19 protein-coding genes are annotated in these 16,312 nt (G+C 49.4%); 13 read left to right on the top strand and 6 right to left on the bottom strand.

Annotation, left to right across the window (positions count from 1 at the left end):
- The first annotated feature begins 23 nt into the window (after window positions 1-23).
- Entirely contained in the window at window positions 24-566 is a 543-nt protein-coding gene (locus tag AOC32_RS05270; RefSeq protein WP_108508475.1) for a TIGR00645 family protein, read from the top strand.
- A gap of 16 nt (window positions 567-582) precedes the next feature.
- Here the strand turns inward: AOC32_RS05270 and AOC32_RS05265 are convergent, their stop codons facing one another.
- The 4 genes from AOC32_RS05265 to AOC32_RS05250 are packed head-to-tail and all read right to left on the bottom strand — an operon-like array spanning window position 583 to window position 3,896.
- Entirely contained in the window at window positions 583-1,071 is a 489-nt protein-coding gene (locus AOC32_RS05265; RefSeq protein ID WP_108508474.1) for a DUF3429 domain-containing protein, read from the bottom strand.
- Entirely contained in the window at window positions 1,052-1,909 is an 858-nt protein-coding gene (locus AOC32_RS05260) for a 3-hydroxybutyryl-CoA dehydrogenase (RefSeq protein WP_108508473.1), read from the bottom strand. Before AOC32_RS05260 ends, AOC32_RS05265 begins: the two co-directional genes overlap by 20 nt.
- Window positions 1,906-2,622: a glutathione binding-like protein gene (locus AOC32_RS05255; RefSeq protein WP_108509350.1), complete on the bottom strand. Its 717-nt coding sequence runs from the start codon at window positions 2,620-2,622 to the stop codon at window positions 1,906-1,908. Before AOC32_RS05255 ends, AOC32_RS05260 begins: the two co-directional genes overlap by 4 nt.
- A 35-nt stretch (window positions 2,623-2,657) precedes the next feature.
- Entirely contained in the window at window positions 2,658-3,896 is a 1,239-nt protein-coding gene (locus tag AOC32_RS05250) for a pyridoxal phosphate-dependent aminotransferase (protein ID WP_108509349.1), read from the bottom strand.
- A 48-nt stretch (window positions 3,897-3,944) separates the two neighbouring features.
- Here AOC32_RS05250 and AOC32_RS05245 point away from each other — a divergent pair, with 48 nt between their 5' ends.
- From AOC32_RS05245 to AOC32_RS05235, 3 genes are read left to right on the top strand one after another with little or no spacing between them, the layout of a single operon-like run.
- On the top strand, window positions 3,945-5,219 hold the full coding sequence (locus tag AOC32_RS05245) for a SulP family inorganic anion transporter (RefSeq protein ID WP_159074901.1): 1,275 nt from the start codon (window positions 3,945-3,947) through the stop codon (window positions 5,217-5,219).
- 51 nt (window positions 5,220-5,270) lie between these two features.
- Window positions 5,271-6,050, top strand: a complete 780-nt coding sequence (yaaA, locus tag AOC32_RS05240) for a peroxide stress protein YaaA (RefSeq protein WP_108508471.1) — start codon at window positions 5,271-5,273, stop codon at window positions 6,048-6,050.
- Between the two features lie 40 nt (window positions 6,051-6,090).
- A complete protein-coding gene (locus AOC32_RS05235; protein ID WP_108508470.1) occupies window positions 6,091-7,302 on the top strand; it encodes a DUF2863 family protein in 1,212 nt (403 codons plus the stop codon).
- A 15-nt stretch (window positions 7,303-7,317) separates the two neighbouring features.
- On the opposite strand, the gene AOC32_RS05230 is transcribed toward AOC32_RS05235, so the two are convergent.
- Window positions 7,318-7,698 carry a hypothetical protein gene (locus tag AOC32_RS05230; protein WP_108508469.1) on the bottom strand — a complete coding sequence of 127 codons (381 nt, stop codon included), beginning with the start codon at window positions 7,696-7,698 and terminating at the stop codon, window positions 7,318-7,320.
- A gap of 37 nt (window positions 7,699-7,735) precedes the next feature.
- Window positions 7,736-8,725, bottom strand: a complete 990-nt coding sequence (locus AOC32_RS05225) for a malate dehydrogenase (protein WP_108508468.1) — start codon at window positions 8,723-8,725, stop codon at window positions 7,736-7,738.
- Between the two features lie 108 nt (window positions 8,726-8,833).
- On the opposite strand from AOC32_RS05225, the gene AOC32_RS05220 reads away from it, so the two are divergent.
- The 9 genes from AOC32_RS05220 (at window position 8,834) to AOC32_RS05180 (ending at window position 16,310) form a co-directional block, all read left to right on the top strand.
- Window positions 8,834-9,568 carry a GntR family transcriptional regulator gene (locus AOC32_RS05220; protein WP_108508467.1) on the top strand — a complete coding sequence of 245 codons (735 nt, stop codon included), beginning with the start codon at window positions 8,834-8,836 and terminating at the stop codon, window positions 9,566-9,568.
- A gap of 169 nt (window positions 9,569-9,737) precedes the next feature.
- Entirely contained in the window at window positions 9,738-10,163 is a 426-nt protein-coding gene (gene sdhC / locus AOC32_RS05215) for a succinate dehydrogenase, cytochrome b556 subunit (RefSeq protein WP_108508466.1), read from the top strand.
- A 10-nt stretch (window positions 10,164-10,173) separates the two neighbouring features.
- On the top strand, window positions 10,174-10,539 hold the full coding sequence (sdhD, locus tag AOC32_RS05210; protein ID WP_108508465.1) for a succinate dehydrogenase, hydrophobic membrane anchor protein: 366 nt from the start codon (window positions 10,174-10,176) through the stop codon (window positions 10,537-10,539).
- 3 nt (window positions 10,540-10,542) lie between these two features.
- Window positions 10,543-12,318, top strand: a complete 1,776-nt coding sequence (gene sdhA, locus AOC32_RS05205) for a succinate dehydrogenase flavoprotein subunit (RefSeq protein WP_108508464.1) — start codon at window positions 10,543-10,545, stop codon at window positions 12,316-12,318.
- Between the two features lie 16 nt (window positions 12,319-12,334).
- Window positions 12,335-13,039: a succinate dehydrogenase iron-sulfur subunit gene (locus AOC32_RS05200; protein WP_108508463.1), complete on the top strand. Its 705-nt coding sequence runs from the start codon at window positions 12,335-12,337 to the stop codon at window positions 13,037-13,039.
- Window positions 13,036-13,293 (top strand): succinate dehydrogenase assembly factor 2, encoded by a 258-nt coding sequence (locus tag AOC32_RS05195; RefSeq protein ID WP_108508462.1) that lies wholly within the window; start codon window positions 13,036-13,038, stop codon window positions 13,291-13,293. The genes AOC32_RS05200 and AOC32_RS05195 overlap by 4 nt, the downstream gene beginning before the upstream one ends.
- A gap of 30 nt (window positions 13,294-13,323) precedes the next feature.
- A complete protein-coding gene (gene gltA, locus AOC32_RS05190; protein WP_108508461.1) occupies window positions 13,324-14,637 on the top strand; it encodes a citrate synthase in 1,314 nt (437 codons plus the stop codon).
- A gap of 31 nt (window positions 14,638-14,668) precedes the next feature.
- A complete protein-coding gene (gene leuC / locus AOC32_RS05185; RefSeq protein ID WP_108509348.1) occupies window positions 14,669-16,078 on the top strand; it encodes a 3-isopropylmalate dehydratase large subunit in 1,410 nt (469 codons plus the stop codon).
- A 19-nt stretch (window positions 16,079-16,097) separates the two neighbouring features.
- Complete coding sequence (locus AOC32_RS05180; protein ID WP_159074900.1) at window positions 16,098-16,310, top strand: hypothetical protein; 213 nt, start codon at window positions 16,098-16,100, stop codon at window positions 16,308-16,310.
- The last annotated feature ends 2 nt before the right edge of the window (window positions 16,311-16,312 follow it).

Genomic DNA, 16,312 nt, shown 5'->3' with positions numbered 1-16,312 from the left:
CAAACTTCGTTAAAATCCTCGCCATGAGTGAAAACAAAGAATTCGTGTTCGAAAAGAAATTGCGCCCATTGCCGCGCTGGATCTTTATGTCCCGCTGGTTGCAGGCCCCACTTTATATTGGCCTCATTGTCGCCCAAGGTGTTTATGTTTGGCAGTTCTGGTTAGAGCTAATTCATCTCATCACGATGATGGGAACGAATGAGATGACCGAGACTGCCTTGATGCTGATCGTCTTGGGACTGATTGATGTGGTGATGATCTCCAATCTCTTGGTGATGGTGATTGTGGGTGGCTGGGAGACCTTTGTCTCACGCTTAGATCTTCATGATCACCCCGATCAGCCCGAATGGCTCTCGCATGTCAATGCCGGAGTATTAAAGGTCAAACTGGCTACCGCGATTATTGGGATCTCTTCGATTCATTTGCTAAAGACGTTTATCAACGCCTCCTCCTACGATGAGAAAACCTTGCTCTGGCAAACCTTGATTCATGTGACGTTTGTGCTATCGGCATTAGCAATTGCGTATACCGAGAAAATTATTTCTGCTGCCCACCAGAAGCACTAGCATCAGAAAAACTCGATTAGTAATTACGAATCAAGCTAGCTAGACCCGCCCAGATCAAACACACTGAAGCCACCACTGTTAAGTGGGTGCGCATGCGTAAGAACGCATTGGCCATTTGAGTGTTCTCAAAATAGTACGCGTAAGTGCGTTGATCAATCGCACGTTGTACGATCAAAGTGGCTGCGAGTAAGAGCAGCGCTAATGGAATAAAGATATGAATCGCCAACCACGCAATCAGTGCTGGCATGATCCCCCATATCCAAACGCTGTGATCAAGCCAGCGATTTTGGGTTGACCCGCCGATGGTCTTAAAGCAAGCGCCCCAGTGCAAGGCGCCCAAAAACGAGACGATCACTGCACCATAGGCGACCAATGACTCAAGAGCGATCAGATCATTGGGACTATCTGCTAGCTGCACCATGAACGCCAGCCCAATAAATGGAATGAGTCCCGCGTACCCAAGGATCCGCACAATCGTTGGCAACTCACTTTTTGTCGTAGGCATACACTCCGCGTCCAGTCTTGCGTCCTAGATGGCCTTTGGCAACCAAATCAATCAGTAAGGGTGATGGACGATATTTATCGTCTTTAAATTCTTTGTGATACACCTCCATGATCGCTAGGCAAGTATCAAGACCAATCAGGTCGGCCAATGCTAAGGGGCCAATGGGGTGGTTACAACCAAGTTTCATACCGGTATCAATATCTTCGGGGCTAGCAATTCCTTCATGCAAGACAAAGAAGGCTTCATTGATCATTGGCAAAAGGATGCGATTGACGACAAAGCCTGGTGAGCTTTGAACAGTAATAGGCTCCTTGCCCATACGTGTGGCCATCGCCAGCACAGCCTTCAGGGTCTCGGGACTGGTTTGCTTGCCCATGATGACCTCGATAAGGGCCATGAGGGGTGGGGGATTGAAAAAATGAATCCCAATAAAACGCTCGGGTCGTGAGTTGAGTGAACCCAGGTGCGTAATCGAGATGGACGAGGTATTGCTCGCAATAATCGTATCTTTGCTAACTACCTGATCGACTTGATGCAAGATCGATTCTTTGATGGCTTGATTCTCAGTGGCGGCCTCAATCACCAAAGAGACTGAAGCAAGATCGGTGTATTGCGTAGTGGTCTTAATCCGCGCCAAGGTTTGGGATTTTTGCTCAGTACTAATTACTTCTTTTTTAATCAGGCGATCTAGGCTGTTACTTAGTGCTGCCAAGCCTTTCTCGAGCGCTGCATCGCTAACATCCAGTAATACAACATCGTATCCAGCGCTGGCGGCCACTTGAGCAATGCCATTACCCATCGTGCCAGCACCAATGATTCCAATCGAGGTGATGGTCATTTTGCTAGCTTCCTACGTTGATATTGAGTTGCGCCAAACAACTGTTCTTTTTCCTTCGGATCCATCTCAGGCTTACGCAGAGTGGTTAATACCTCAACACCGCGTTGCACTGCAGGTCGCGTACCAACCATCTCAAACCAGCGTTTGAAGTTTGGGTAATCCTTGAGATCCATCCCTTGTTTATCCCAACGACGTGTCCAGGGATAGATAGCAATATCAGCGATGGTGTACTCATTACCAACGATGAACTTATTTTTCTTCAAACGCTCATCCAAGACACCATACAAACGCTTTGCTTCATTGGTATAGCGCTCTATGGCGTAATCAATTTTCTGGGGTGCATATAAACGAAAGTGATGATTTTGGCCCAACATCGGACCTAAGCCACCCATCTGAAACATCAACCACTCCATGGTCTCGTATTTACCCCGAATCGATTTAGGCAAGAAGCGTCCTGTCTTATTAGCCAGATAGAGCAAGATAGCGCCGGATTCAAATAGATGAATCGGTTTACCATCGGGGCCATCGGGATCGACGATCGCTGGGATCTTATTATTGGGGCTGATTTTCAGAAAAGCGGGCTTAAATTGATCCCCCTTACCAATATCAATCGGAATGGCACGCCAATCGCGATCTAAGCGATAGCCGCATTCTTCCATCATGATATGGATCTTATGGCCATTGGGAGTGGCCCAGCTGTATACATCGATCATGGATTTTTTCATCATGGCTCTCTTATCGGTATTGATTATGGTGCTAAGGCTTGTAAACGAAGTAGTGCGGTCTTCAGTGTTGACTCTTGTTTGGCAAAACAAAAACGGATGACTCCTGATTCTGTTTGATTGGCGTAGAAGGCCGAGTTTGGAATGGCTGCAACACCCAACTCCGTGGTTAACCAACGACAGAACTCTGCTTCTGGAAGGCTGGCCTCTTTGCGCGGTAAGGCGGTGTAATCAACGCATTGAAAATAACTACCCGCACACGGTAATAACTTCAGTGGGGTGCTAGCAAGACCCGCCCGGAAATAATCGCGCTTGGCTTGGTAAAACGCTGGAAGACCCAGGTAATGCTCGGGGTTTTGTATGTAGTGCGCAACCGCGTACTGCATGGGTGTATTGACTGAGAACACGTTAAATTGGTGTACCTTGCGATATTCATGCATGAGTACAGCGGGGGCGGCAATGAATGCGAGTTTCCAGCCCGTGACATGAAAGGTCTTGCCAAAACTAGAGACCAAGAAACTGCGCTCTGCGAGTGCTGCATGGCGCGCGATACTCTCGTGAGGTTTGCCATCAAACACCATGTGTTCATAGACCTCATCGCTCAGGATCAAGATCGAGGTATCTTTGACCAAGCTATATAAGCGTTCCAAATCATCAGCATCCCAAATACTAGCCGTAGGATTGTGTGGTGTGTTGGTAATAATTAAACGGGTCTTTGGATTAATGGCATTCGCTAGTGCTTCCCATGGCAAGGCATAAGCATCGACGAGTCCATCACGATCGCGCACAATCTCCATTGCCACAGGCACCGCTTTACCACCAGCCAATTGAATGGCTGGTAAGTAACTATCAAAGGCGGGTTCAATCACAATCACTTCATCATTGGGACCAACGCAAGCTTGAATTGCAGTAAAGATTGCTTGGGTTGCCCCAGCGGTTACCGTAATTTCAGAGTACGGATCATAGTGATGGCCATAGAGGCTTGCAATCTTCTGCGCAAGCGCTTCACGCAGTTCAAGAATGCCTGGCATGGGGGCATATTGGTTATGACCCAAACGCATGGCGTGGTTGACGGCATCGAGTAGGGCCGGATCGCAAGGAAAGTCCGGAAATCCTTGCCCTAAGTTGATGGCTTGGTGCTCAGCCGCCAATGCCGACATGGTGGTGAAAATCGTGGTGCCAACTTGCGGTAGTTTGGAGGTAAACCAGCCCTCGGGCGCAAGACTATCGCTAGAATGTGGAGTTTGGAGAAGCGGTGATGGCATAACTAAATTGTGCCACGCTAACTCTAAGTACTTAGGATCATTCATAAATTGCGGTTCTCTTTGCCCTTTACCCGTTGGTTACCCGAATATCAGAAGCCGGGAGTGGTGCGTGCGGATCTTCTCGCTGGATTAACGGGCGCCATCGTGGTGTTGCCTCAAGGGATTGCATTTGCTCTATTAGCAGGCATGCCCCCGCACTATGGTTTGTATGCTGCGATGGTCCCATGCATCATTGCCGCACTCTTTGGATCAAGCCGCTTAATGGTGACCGGCCCAGCCAATGCAATTTCGCTAACCACCATGGCATTGATTGCGCCGCTCGCGATTCCGGAGAGCGAGCATTACGTAGTGCTGGTACTCACGCTTAGTTTTCTGATTGGCGTGATTCAGATTGCATTGGGTTTAGGTGGGGCAGGGAAGTGGGTTGAGAAAGTGCCGCACTCGGTGATTGTGGGCTTTACTGCTGGCGCTGCTGTACTGATCATTAATAGCCAAGTTGGAACCTTGTTGGGTATTGAGATCGCGCGTGGCACGAGTGTGCTTGACACAATCATACAAACCATTATTGCGATTCATCAAGGCCAATGGCGACCACAGGTATTGGCTCTAGTACTGATTACTTTGGTGACCATGCGTTTGTGGAAACCGCTCAATCGTTGGATCCCCGCGATGCTGATTGCGGTGATTACGGGTAGTGTTGCCCTGCTGGTTCTGGAACAGTACTTCACCGAATTTTCTGGGATCCGTAAGGTGAGTGCGATCCCTGGGGCATTGCCACCACTTTCGTATCCAGTCCTGTCACTAGAGCATCTGCAACTTCTGTTCGGGCCTGTTTTGGTAATGACTCTGTTGGCATCGACCGAGGCAATGGCAATTGCACGTGCTCTAGCCCTGAAACGCAATGACTCGTTTGATGCGAATCAGGAGTTCATTGCTCAGGGGCTTGCGAATGTGGGTGGATCCTTCTTCTCAGCCTATCCATCGAGTGGATCGTTTAATCGCTCTGGTGTGAACTTGGCTGCCAATGCGCAAACGCCGCTCGCCGCAATTTGTGCCGCGGTCTTCTTATTAGTGATCTTGATCTTTGTTTCACCTTTGGCGGAGCATCTGCCTTATGCGGTGATTGCCGCCTTACTATTAGCGGTGGCCTGGAACCTGATTGATCTTAGGCAGATTCGCCATGAATTTCGCTCGGGGGCACAAGAATGGATCCCGATGGTCATTACTGGCGTTGGTACCGTAACCATCTCTTTGGAATGGGCCGTTCTGGCTGGTATTTGCAGCGCCGCGATTGCCAAGCGGATTGGCGCGTCTGCAAAATAATTGAAGGTGACTAGAATAGGGTACTAAGCACTATTAAACGAGCCATTATTTATGTTAATTGTTTTATCGCCTGCCAAATCCCTCGATTACGAATCACCGCTGAAAGTAAAAAAACACACCATGCCTGATTTTGTGGGGGAGTCCGCTAAGCTGATAGCGGATCTCAAAAAACTTTCCCCCCAGCAGGTGGGCAAATTAATGGGAATCTCAGACCCATTAGCAGCGCTGAATGTGGGACGTTATCGCGATTGGTCCAAAACATTCACAACCGAGAACAGTCGCCCGGCGCTTCTCGCTTTTAATGGGGATGTGTACGAAGGCTTTGACGCAAAATCCTTGGATGCGAAGGCACTAGACTTTGCGCAAGAGCACGTACGGATTTTGTCAGGTCTCTATGGAGTCTTGCGCCCCTTGGACTTAATGCAACCCTATCGCTTGGAAATGGGCACTGTCTTGAAAAATGCGCGCGGTAAAGATTTGTATGCCTTTTGGGGCGATCGCATTACGAAAGCCCTTGAGAAAACACTGAGTCAACAGAAAAAACCATTCTTACTGAACTTAGCATCGGAAGAATATTTCAAAGTATTGCAAGCCGATGCTTTGGGGTGTCCAGTGATCTCACCGGTTTTTCAGGATGAGAAGGACGGCAAGTACAAAATCATCTCTTTTTATGCCAAACGAGCACGAGGACTCATGGCGCGCTTTGTGGTGGAGAATCGTATTACTGACCCCTCAGAGCTCAAGCACTTTAAATCCGAAGGCTATCGCTACAGTGCTGCTGAATCGAAACCGGATAAACCCGTATTTCGTCGTGCAGAACAAGCGAAGTAAATTCTGAAGTAAATTCATTTAGCAGGAGTGCTCATTCATTATGGCGGTTCATCGTTCTAAATCATCGCAACGGACCTCGCCTGAGACCGAGCGCTTAGTAGCCGATTCCATTTCGCTGGCAGCATCGGGTAGTCAGGTTGAAGATCGGTTTTGGGAAGAGCGTTTACGAACCCGTCTTCTCAAGCTTTTAAAGAGCCATCATCAATCGGTGATTGATACGGCGCTTGATCAAACCTTTCGGATCAATACGGTTGCCTTTGAGGTGTTAGCCGATACCGCCGAGACATTGGCCGAGTCCATGAGTTTTGAGCATGAGGGTACGCATTGGGATGCATTATTGATTGCGATGCCCATTGTGGCTCATACTCGTTATCAAATTCCTTCAGGGCCCTTGCCCGTTTCCTTAATTGAAGCATCGGCGGGCGCATTACAACGAGCCGTTGCTGCTGAGGGCACGCAATTTGCCATCGTGCCCTGGCTCTATAGCATTGATCAAATGCCTCATTCGCATACCCAGACTCGCACCTTACTTGAGACCCTGGCGAATGCTGCTGTATCCGGTGGTGAGATGAAGCTCGAGCTGCGTGATATGTCAGAGACCATTGCTGTTCTGGCCGATCCGCGCTTCATTTTGGCGGTGATTATTGCGCCACATCAGCAACCGATCTTTCGCTGGCAAATGGATGGACCTCAGCGTCAAGAGCGTGGTGTGGCCCTGGCAGAGTGGCAAAGCGCCATGTATGACCCACTATGCCAACTCTTACCCGGTTGTGAGTTTGAGCTCCTCCTACCCGAGGCGTATTTTACGAACTGTCGCTTGGCAGATAAACATGTGCGGCCCTTGAGTATTCGTGCAGCCGTGAACTTTTTAGAATCCACTCTTGGGGTGCTACCCGCTGGCTTGTCATGTGTGGTCGGCGCCTTTGGTGAAGAGCAAGCCGATGAGTACCGTATCTCGTTTAGCCTCAAGGGTTCTTCAGAGATTATCTATGGGGTAATTTGGCCCTTATACGATCGCGAGAGTGTGGCAAGTGACGCACTCAATGATGTCTCAGATGAAGAGAGTCCAATTAAACGGATTTGTGATGCCTTACATGACGCTGGCGTGGAAGATGTATTCCGACACGCCGTCTTATTTACACCCGAGTTGTGTGATGATTGTGGGGTGCCACTATTTCCAGATCGGCAGGGTGAGGTGGTTCACGCCGAGATGCCCGAAGATAGTCCTTCGCAGCAACCCTTATTTCATTGATTCGTGCTGAATTAATTACTTCTCGAGGGCGAGAAGGTGGGCTTCTCGACCTTCTTTCATGGCTACGGTCTTGCATTCATCCGCTACTCGAACACCCGTTTTGATATTAAACAGCATGGCTTTGGGGCCAATCACCACTAAATCAAGACCGCTGTCGTAGTTCTTAAATCGCATGCTACCTGGCAGGGACTGCTCTTTGAGCATCGCATAGGATTTGGAGCGCCATTGCACCTCGAGCTTCTCAACGGGGCCGCTCGTAATAAAGCGTTCATTGTTGCTACAGGTCCAGACATGCGGCACAGTCAATGCACTCTCTTGTGCACGAACTTCATGCGCAACACCAAGCGCCATACCCACAAGCAATACTGGAAGTAATGAGCTTGATAATTTGCGCATGCCATCTCCTAAAGTGAACTTCTCCAATGGATTGATCTTAACCCAAAAGATGCTTAACGCCCGCTTGTTCTTCAAGCAACTCATTCAAGGTCAAGGTCATGCGCTCACGAGAGAACGCATCAATTTCTAGACCCTTAACGAGGGTGTATTCACCATTGGCGCAGGTCACGGGGAAGCCATAAATGATCTCAGCAGGGATCTCGTAATCTCCAGCGGAGGGAATGCCCATGGTGACCCATTTACCGTTGGTGCCCAAGACCCAGTCGCGCACATGATCAATCGCCGCATTAGCTGCAGAGGCAGCTGACGATAAGCCACGTGCTTCAATGATGGCAGCACCGCGTTTGCCCACCGTTGGAATAAAGACATCTTTGTTCCAAGCTGGATCATTAATCAGATCTTTGACCGACTGACCATTGACCGTCGCAAAGCGATAGTCGGGGTACATGGTTGGACTGTGATTGCCCCACACAATGAGCTTCTCAATATCAGCGACTGCTTTATTGGTCTTGCTTGCCAACTGGGAGAGGGCACGGTTGTGATCAAGACGCAACATAGCCGTGAAATTCTTGGCCGGCAGGCTAGGTGCAGACTTCATCGCAATATAGGCATTGGTATTGGCGGGGTTACCAACCACCAATACCTTGACAGTTCGCTTGGCAACTTGATCGAGAGCCTTGCCTTGAGCCGTAAAAATTTGCGCATTGGCGGAGAGTAAATCTTTGCGCTCCATACCAGGGCCGCGTGGACGAGCACCGACTAAGAGAGCCACATCAATGTCTTTGAAGGCGGTCATTGGATCGCTATGCGCAGTCATTCCGGCCAATAAAGGGAATGCACAATCTTCCAGTTCCATCATGACCCCTTTGAGGGCCTTTTGTGCCTTCTCATCTGGAATCTCCAGTAACTGCAAAATGACGGGCTGATCTTTGCCCAACATATCGCCATTGGCAATACGAAACAGTAGGGAATAACCAATTTGACCTGCTGCACCAGTGACAGCGACACGCATAGGGGCTTTTGCCATTACAAACTCCGGATAAAGGGTTAATGATGAACTTGCTTACAAACCATTAGTTTACATTTACACTAGAGCCAAGTCTTTTATAAGATAAAAGAATCACGATTAGTTACGATGCGATCCGTAGAGCAATCTGCCAACTTTAGCCCTCTGTATCAACAGATTAAAGAGCTCTTATTGGAGAGCTTGCAAGCCGGTGAATGGCAGCCTGGGAGCCCAATCCCAAGTGAGATGGACCTGGCCGAGCGCTATAAGGTCAGTCAAGGAACTGTGCGCAAAGCCATCGACGCCCTTGCAGCCGAGAATGTGGTGGTGCGACACCAAGGGAAGGGTACCTTTGTCGCTAGCCATCGCGAAGATGCCGTGCAATTTCGGTTCTTGCGCCTCGTTCCAGATGATGGCAAAGAGCTGATTCTGAAGAGCGCTTTTCTGAGCTGCGAGTCACGCCAGGCCGACGCACATATTGCTTCGCTTTTGGAGCAGAAGCCCAGTGATCCGGTCATCGAAATCAAGAGGATTCAGCGCTTTGGTGGGCAGCCAACCGTATTTGAGACCATTTACCTTTTGCCAAAGCGTTTTGAGGGAATCAGCCTTGAGCGCTTGAGTAGTTGGCATGGACCCTTGTATGGCTTTTATGAAAGCGAATTCAATACCCACATGGTCTGGGCCGAGGAGCAAATCAAGGCAGTGAATGCCAGTGCTGAGTTGGCCAAACACCTCAATCTTGCCCCTGGCGCAGCGCTCTTATCAGTTGAGCGCCGTAGCTTCACCTATGGCAATAAGCCGGTTGAGGTCCGTATGGCGTATTACGAGACCACGAAGTTGCACTATGTGAACGAATTAAGCTAATGCATTAAGGATAAACACCTAAAGATATATTAATAAAATTACTTAAAATCAATAAGTTAGGCTATTGGATGCAAAAAAGTGTCCACTAAGTCTGACGTTTCTAATAGAATATGTTGCAATACAACAATTTAACAATTTGGCCCTTACTTAGTCAGGAATACAACCAGCTATGAGTGACTCACACCAGGACTCAAATCCAGCCCAGCAGCGGCCAGTGTTCCGGAACATCGGGATTGCACAACTTGCCCAATATCGACTTCCTTGGCCCGGCAAAGTTTCCATCCTTCACCGTATTTCTGGTGCCGCCTTATTTCTGTTTCTTCCCTTCATTCTCTTTTTGTTCGATAAAAGCCTGGCCTCTGAGGTCAGCTTTGCTTATTTCTCGAACTTGCTGGGTAATCCGCTCGTGAAGTTAATTTGCTTAGGCTTGATTTGGGGCTATTTGCACCATTTCTTTGCCGGGATTCGTTACTTGTTTCTTGATCTTGAGATCGGAGTGGATAAGGCGGCCGCAAATCGTTCAGCAGTATCGGTCATGGTTATTAGTCTCACGCTGACTGCGATTTTAGGTCTGCGTTCATTTGGTCTCTTCTAGGTCACGCGCTATGTCAAAAAATAATATTGGTCCTAAGCGTCTGGTGGTTGGTGCCCATTACGGGCTTAAAGAATGGATTATTCAGCGCGTCACCGCGATTGTGATGGTTGCATTCACTGTTGTTCTATTGATCGTTTATCTTCTGAACGGCAATCCCAGTTATGACGGTTGGGCAGGATTGTTTGCCAATCCGCTGATGAAGGTGCTGACTCTTCTAGCGCTGTTAAGCCTTTTCTATCACGCCTGGATTGGTGTGCGTGATATTTGGATGGATTACGTCAAGCCCGTTGGCATTCGCTTGGGCCTACAAGTTATTACCGTTTTATGGCTCGTCGGCTGTGCTGCGTATGCCATACAGATCCTATGGAAAGTGTAAGAAATGACAGCCATTAAAAAATCACTTCCCCGCAGGCGTTTTGATGCTGTGATCGTGGGGGCCGGCGGCTCTGGAATGCGTGCAGCCTTGCAGCTCTCAGAAGCAGGACTTAGCGTTGCAGTCTTATCAAAAGTATTCCCGACCCGTTCACATACCGTTGCTGCGCAGGGTGGTATTGGCGCATCGCTTGGCAATATGAGCGAGGACAACTGGCACTATCACTTCTACGATACGGTGAAGGGCTCCGATTGGTTGGGTGACCAAGACGCGATTGAGTTTATGTGCCGTGAGGCACCCAAGGTAGTCTATGAGCTTGAGCATTTCGGTATGCCGTTTGATCGCAATGCCGATGGCACCATTTACCAACGCCCCTTTGGCGGCCATACTGCAAACTATGGCGAGAAGCCTGTGCAACGCGCTTGTGCAGCAGCTGACCGAACTGGGCACGCCATGTTGCATACCTTGTATCAACGCAACGTCAGAGCAAAGACCCATTTCTTTGTTGAGTGGCTCGCGCTTGATTTGATTCGGGATGCAGAGGGTGATGTCGTGGGTGTCACCGCACTTGAAATGGAAACCGGTGAGGTTTACATCCTCGAAGCCAAGATTACTTTGATGGCCACCGGTGGAGCAGGCCGTATTTGGGCTGCGTCTACCAATGCGTACATCAATACTGGTGACGGTATGGGCATGGCGGCGCGTGCTGGCTTGCCTCTAGAAGACATGGAGTTCTGGCAGTTCCATCCAACCGGTGTTGCGGGCGCAGGCGTTTTGCTCACCGAGGGCTGTCGTGGTGAAGGCGGGATTCTGCGCAACAAAAATGGTGAGCGCTTTATGGAGCGCTATGCACCCACGCTAAAAGATTTAGCCCCACGCGATTTTGTATCGCGCTCGATGGATCAAGAAATCAAAGAAGGGCGTGGTTGTGGTCCAGATGGTGATTATGTGGTGTTGGATCTCACGCACATTGGTGCTGAGACCATCATGAAGCGTTTACCCTCGGTCTACGAAATTGGTATGAACTTTGCGAACGTGGATGTGACCAAAGAACCCATCCCTGTGGTGCCAACGATTCATTATCAAATGGGCGGTATTCCCACGAATATTCATGGTCAAGTGGTGGTTCCGAAGAATGGCAATCCCAATACGATTGTGAATGGCCTCTACGCGATTGGTGAGTGCTCGTGTGTCTCGGTACACGGCGCAAATCGTCTGGGTACCAACTCGCTATTGGATCTATTGGTCTTTGGTCGTGCCGCAGGCAATCACGTCGTACAAGCCAACCTGAAAGCCCGTGAGCACAAACCATTGCCTGCGGATGCTGGCGAGTTCACACTTGAGCGGATTGCCAAGCTTGATAACAGCACATCGGGTGAGTATGCGCAAGACCTTGCGAACGATATTCGTAAGACCATGCAAACCTACGCTGGTGTGTTCCGTAACCAAGAGTTACTCGATGAGGGTGTACGCAAGATGGCAGAACTCACTGAGCGTGCCAAGCACCTGTGGGTGAAAGATAAATCACAGATCTTCAATACTGCGCGGATTGAAGCGCTAGAGATTGACAACTTAATCCAGACGGCAAACTCCACCATGATTTCTGCAGCCGCTCGCAAGGAGAGTCGTGGTGCGCACGCTCATGATGATTTTCCGAAGCGCGATGATGCCAATTGGATGAAACATACCCTGTGGTACGAAGGCAATCAATTGGATTACAAGCCGGTGCAACTTAAACCCCTGACGGTGGAGTCGGTTCCACCTAAAGAGCGTACGTTCTAATATTTGGATAAAGACTATGAGTGATACCCGTATCTTTGAAATCTATCGTTACGATCCAGAAGTTGATAAGGCTCCTCGGATGCAGCGCTATGAGTTAGAGCTCAAGGGTGAGCGCATGCTCTTAGATGCCCTGATCTCGCTGAAGAAGCAAGATGAGAGTATTTCCTATCGTCGTTCCTGCCGTGAGGGTGTTTGTGGCTCTGATGCCATGAACATCAATGGTAAGAATGGTCTTGCATGTTTAACCAACATGCGATCCTTGCCCCAGAAGATTACTCTGCGTCCTTTGCCAGGGTTGCCAGTGGTGCGCGATCTGATCGTTGACATGACTTTGTTCTTTAAGCAATACCTCTCGATCAAGCCTTATTTAATTAACGACATGCCGCCGCCCGAGAAAGAGCGGTTGCAAAGTCCGGCAGAGCGTGAAGAGTTAGATGGTTTGTATGAGTGCATTCTGTGTGCGTCGTGCTCAACCTCGTGCCCATCATTTTGGTGGAACCCCGATAAATTTGTTGGACCCGCTGGCCTGCTTCAAGCCTATCGATTTATTGCCGATAGCCGCGATCAAGCAACTGCCGAGCGCTTAGATAATTTGGAAGATCCGTATCGCTTGTTCCGTTGCCATACCATCATGAATTGCGTTGACGTTTGTCCGAAGCATCTCAACCCAACCAAGGCGATTGGCAAGATTAAAGAATTGATGGTGCGTCGGGCAGTATGAGCCTTGACGCTAAGCAGATTTATCAGCTTCGCAGTGCAGCGCGACGCGGTTTGTTGGAAAACGATTTAATTCTGGAGCGTTTCTTTCATCGATTCGCTCATGAACTAAATGATGAGCAGGGCAAGGCGCTATCCACGCTCTTGCAATTGGATGACAATGATTTGCTGGATTTGTTGTTGGCTCGCAAAGAATTGAATCCGGCGATGGATTCTGAGCCTGCTAGAGCGGTATTGGGTATGTTGCGTCAACGATAATGAATTGCATTGACTGATTGGGAATAAACCATGATTGAATCAAACATCAAAGCCAAACTTTCTTTCTCTGACGGTACGCCCGATATCGAGCTGCCAATTTATAAGGGCACCCAAGGTCCCGATGTGATCGATATTCGTAAGCTCTATGGTCAAACTGGAAAGTTCACTTACGACCCTGGCTTTTTATCGACCGCCTCGTGTAGCTCAAAGATCACCTTCATTGATGGCGATAAAGGCGAATTACTCTATCGGGGTTACCCTATTGAAGATCTGGCCAAGAATTGTGACTTCCTCGAAGTGTGCCAACTTTTAATTAAAGGTGAGCTTCCAAACGAGAAACAAAATCGTGAGTTTCAAGACATGGTGATGCATCACACCATGGTGCACGAGCAAATGCAGTTCTTCTTGCGGGGATTCCGGCGTGATGCGCACCCCATGGCGGTGTTAACCGGTTTGGTTGGCGCCATGGCGGCCTTCTACCATGATGAAATTGATTATGGTGACGCCAAGGCCCGCGAGATTGCCCAAATTCGGTTGATTGCCAAGATGCCGACCTTAGTGGCTATGTCGTACAAGTACTCGATAGGCCAACCGTTTATGTACCCAGACAATAACCTGTCGTACACGGCCAACTTCATGCGTATGATGTTTGCAACGCCATGCGAGCCTTATAAAGTCAATCCGGTCTTGGTTCGTGCGCTCGATCGCATCTTCATCTTGCATGCTGATCATGAGCAAAATGCATCAACCTCAACTGTTCGCTTGGCTGGATCATCGGGTACTAACCCGTTTGCTGCCATCTCTGCCGGTATTGCATGCCTTTGGGGCCCAGCCCATGGTGGCGCCAATGAAGCCTGCCTTGAGATGCTGAATTCGATTCAGGCAAGTGGTGGTGTGGAGAAGATTGGTGAATTTATCGCTCAGGTGAAAGATAAGAACTCCAATGTTCGCTTGATGGGCTTTGGCCACCGCGTCTATAAGAACTTTGATCCCCGCGCTAAGCTCATGCGTGAGACCTGTCATGAGGTTCTCAAAGAGCTTGGATTAGAAAATGATCCACTCTTTAAGCTCGCGATGACCCTCGAGAAAATTGCGCTTGAGGATGATTATTTTGTGGGTCGTAAGCTCTATCCGAACGTCGATTTCTACTCCGGTATTGTGCAGCGGGCGCTTGGTATTCCGACCGAGATGTTTACCTGCATCTTTGCACTCGCCCGAACCGTTGGTTGGATTGCTCAGTGGGAAGAAATGATTACCGATCCTGAATACAAGATTGGTCGCCCACGTCAGTTATTCACCGGCGCAAGCCCTCGAGCCGTTCCTCCCATTTCTGGGCGAAAATAAGCGTTATATTGCTTCTTTTGCTTTAAAGGGAATTATGCGTACGCTTTATGACAAGTTGTGGGATGAGCACGTCGTTCATTCAGAAGAAGACGGCACGGCAACCATCTACATTGATCGACAATTGCTTCATGAGGTGACGAGCCCACAAGCTTTTGAAGGCTTGAGTCTTGCCGCTCGCCCGGTCTGGCGTGTCTCAGCCAACCTCGCGGTCTCTGATCACAATGTGCCCACTACAGATCGTACCGAGGGTATTGCCGACCCAGTATCTAAGTTGCAAGTCGACACCTTAGATCAAAACTGTGATCGCTTTGGTATTACCCAGTACAAGATGAATGACCAGCGTCAGGGCATCGTGCACGTGATTGGCCCTGAGCAGGGCGCTACCTTGCCTGGGATGACTGTAGTCTGTGGAGACTCTCATACCAGCACGCATGGTGCGTTTGGAGCACTGGCCTTTGGGATTGGCACCTCCGAAGTGGAACATGTGCTCGCAACCCAAACCTTGCTCATGAAAAAGAGTAAGAACATGTTGGTACGGGTTGAAGGTCGTCTCCAACCCGGTAGCACGGCAAAAGATATTATCTTGGCCGTGATTGGCAAGATTGGCACCGCCGGTGGCACGGGCTACACCATTGAGTTTGCGGGTGAGGCCATTCGTCAGCTATCGATGGAAGGGCGCATGACCATTTGTAATATGGCGATTGAAGCCGGTGCGCGCGCTGGCTTAGTTGCCGTTGATGAAACCACCATTGAATACATCCAAGGGCGACCCTACGCTCCCAAGGGTGAGGCTTTGCGCCAAGCCTTGCAATATTGGCGCACCTTGCATTCAGACCCCGGCGCCCATTTTGATCGCGTGGTTGAGTTGCGGGCTGAAGAGATCGCCCCCCAAGTTAGTTGGGGCACCTCCCCAGAAATGGTTCTGCCAATTGGTAGTCGCGTGCCCGACCCGGAGCGCGAGCGGGATCCTGTCAAGCGTCAAGCAATGGAGCGCGCCTTGCAATACATGGGGCTTGAACCCAATTTGCCACTTGACACCATTTATGTAGACAAAGTCTTCATTGGCTCATGCACCAACAGCCGGATTGAGGACTTGCGAGCTGCCGCAAAAGTAGTTGAGCGTTTAGGTAAGAAGGTAGCGGTCAATGTCAAGCAAGCCTTAGTGGTACCAGGCTCTGGTTTGGTGAAAGCACAAGCCGAGCGCGAAGGTCTTGATCGGGTCTTTAAAGCCGCTGGATTTGAGTGGCGTGAGCCGGGTTGCTCGATGTGTCTGGCAATGAATGCTGATCGCTTGGAACCTGAAGAGCGCTGCGCTTCAACCTCTAACCGTAATTTTGAGGGTCGTCAAGGAGCGGGTGGCCGCACTCATTTAGTCAGTCCCGCAATGGCTGCCGCTGCGGCAATTGAAGGGCATTTTGTGGATGTGCGCAAGATCGCTTAATCTTTCCTAGAATATGAATATGAACCTTTTGATGCGCTCCGGATTGATTCTTCTTTCAACGATCACGCTTACAGCCTGCGCAAACACGTGGACAGGCGTTGGTAAAGATTTACAGGAGATGGGCAAAAAAATGGATCCACAGGCGAAGCCCGTGGAGACTGCGCCTAATCCAGCGGGTACTCCAAGCACAAATACCAATAACAAAGACGTTACAGTCACACCGGTCAAATAATC

It is taken from the genome of Polynucleobacter acidiphobus (genome assembly GCF_003065385.1).
GTDB lineage: Bacteria > Pseudomonadota > Gammaproteobacteria > Burkholderiales > Burkholderiaceae > Polynucleobacter > Polynucleobacter acidiphobus.
Note: the sequence above shows the minus strand (reverse complement) of the source record. Positions and strands in the feature narration are given on the sequence as shown.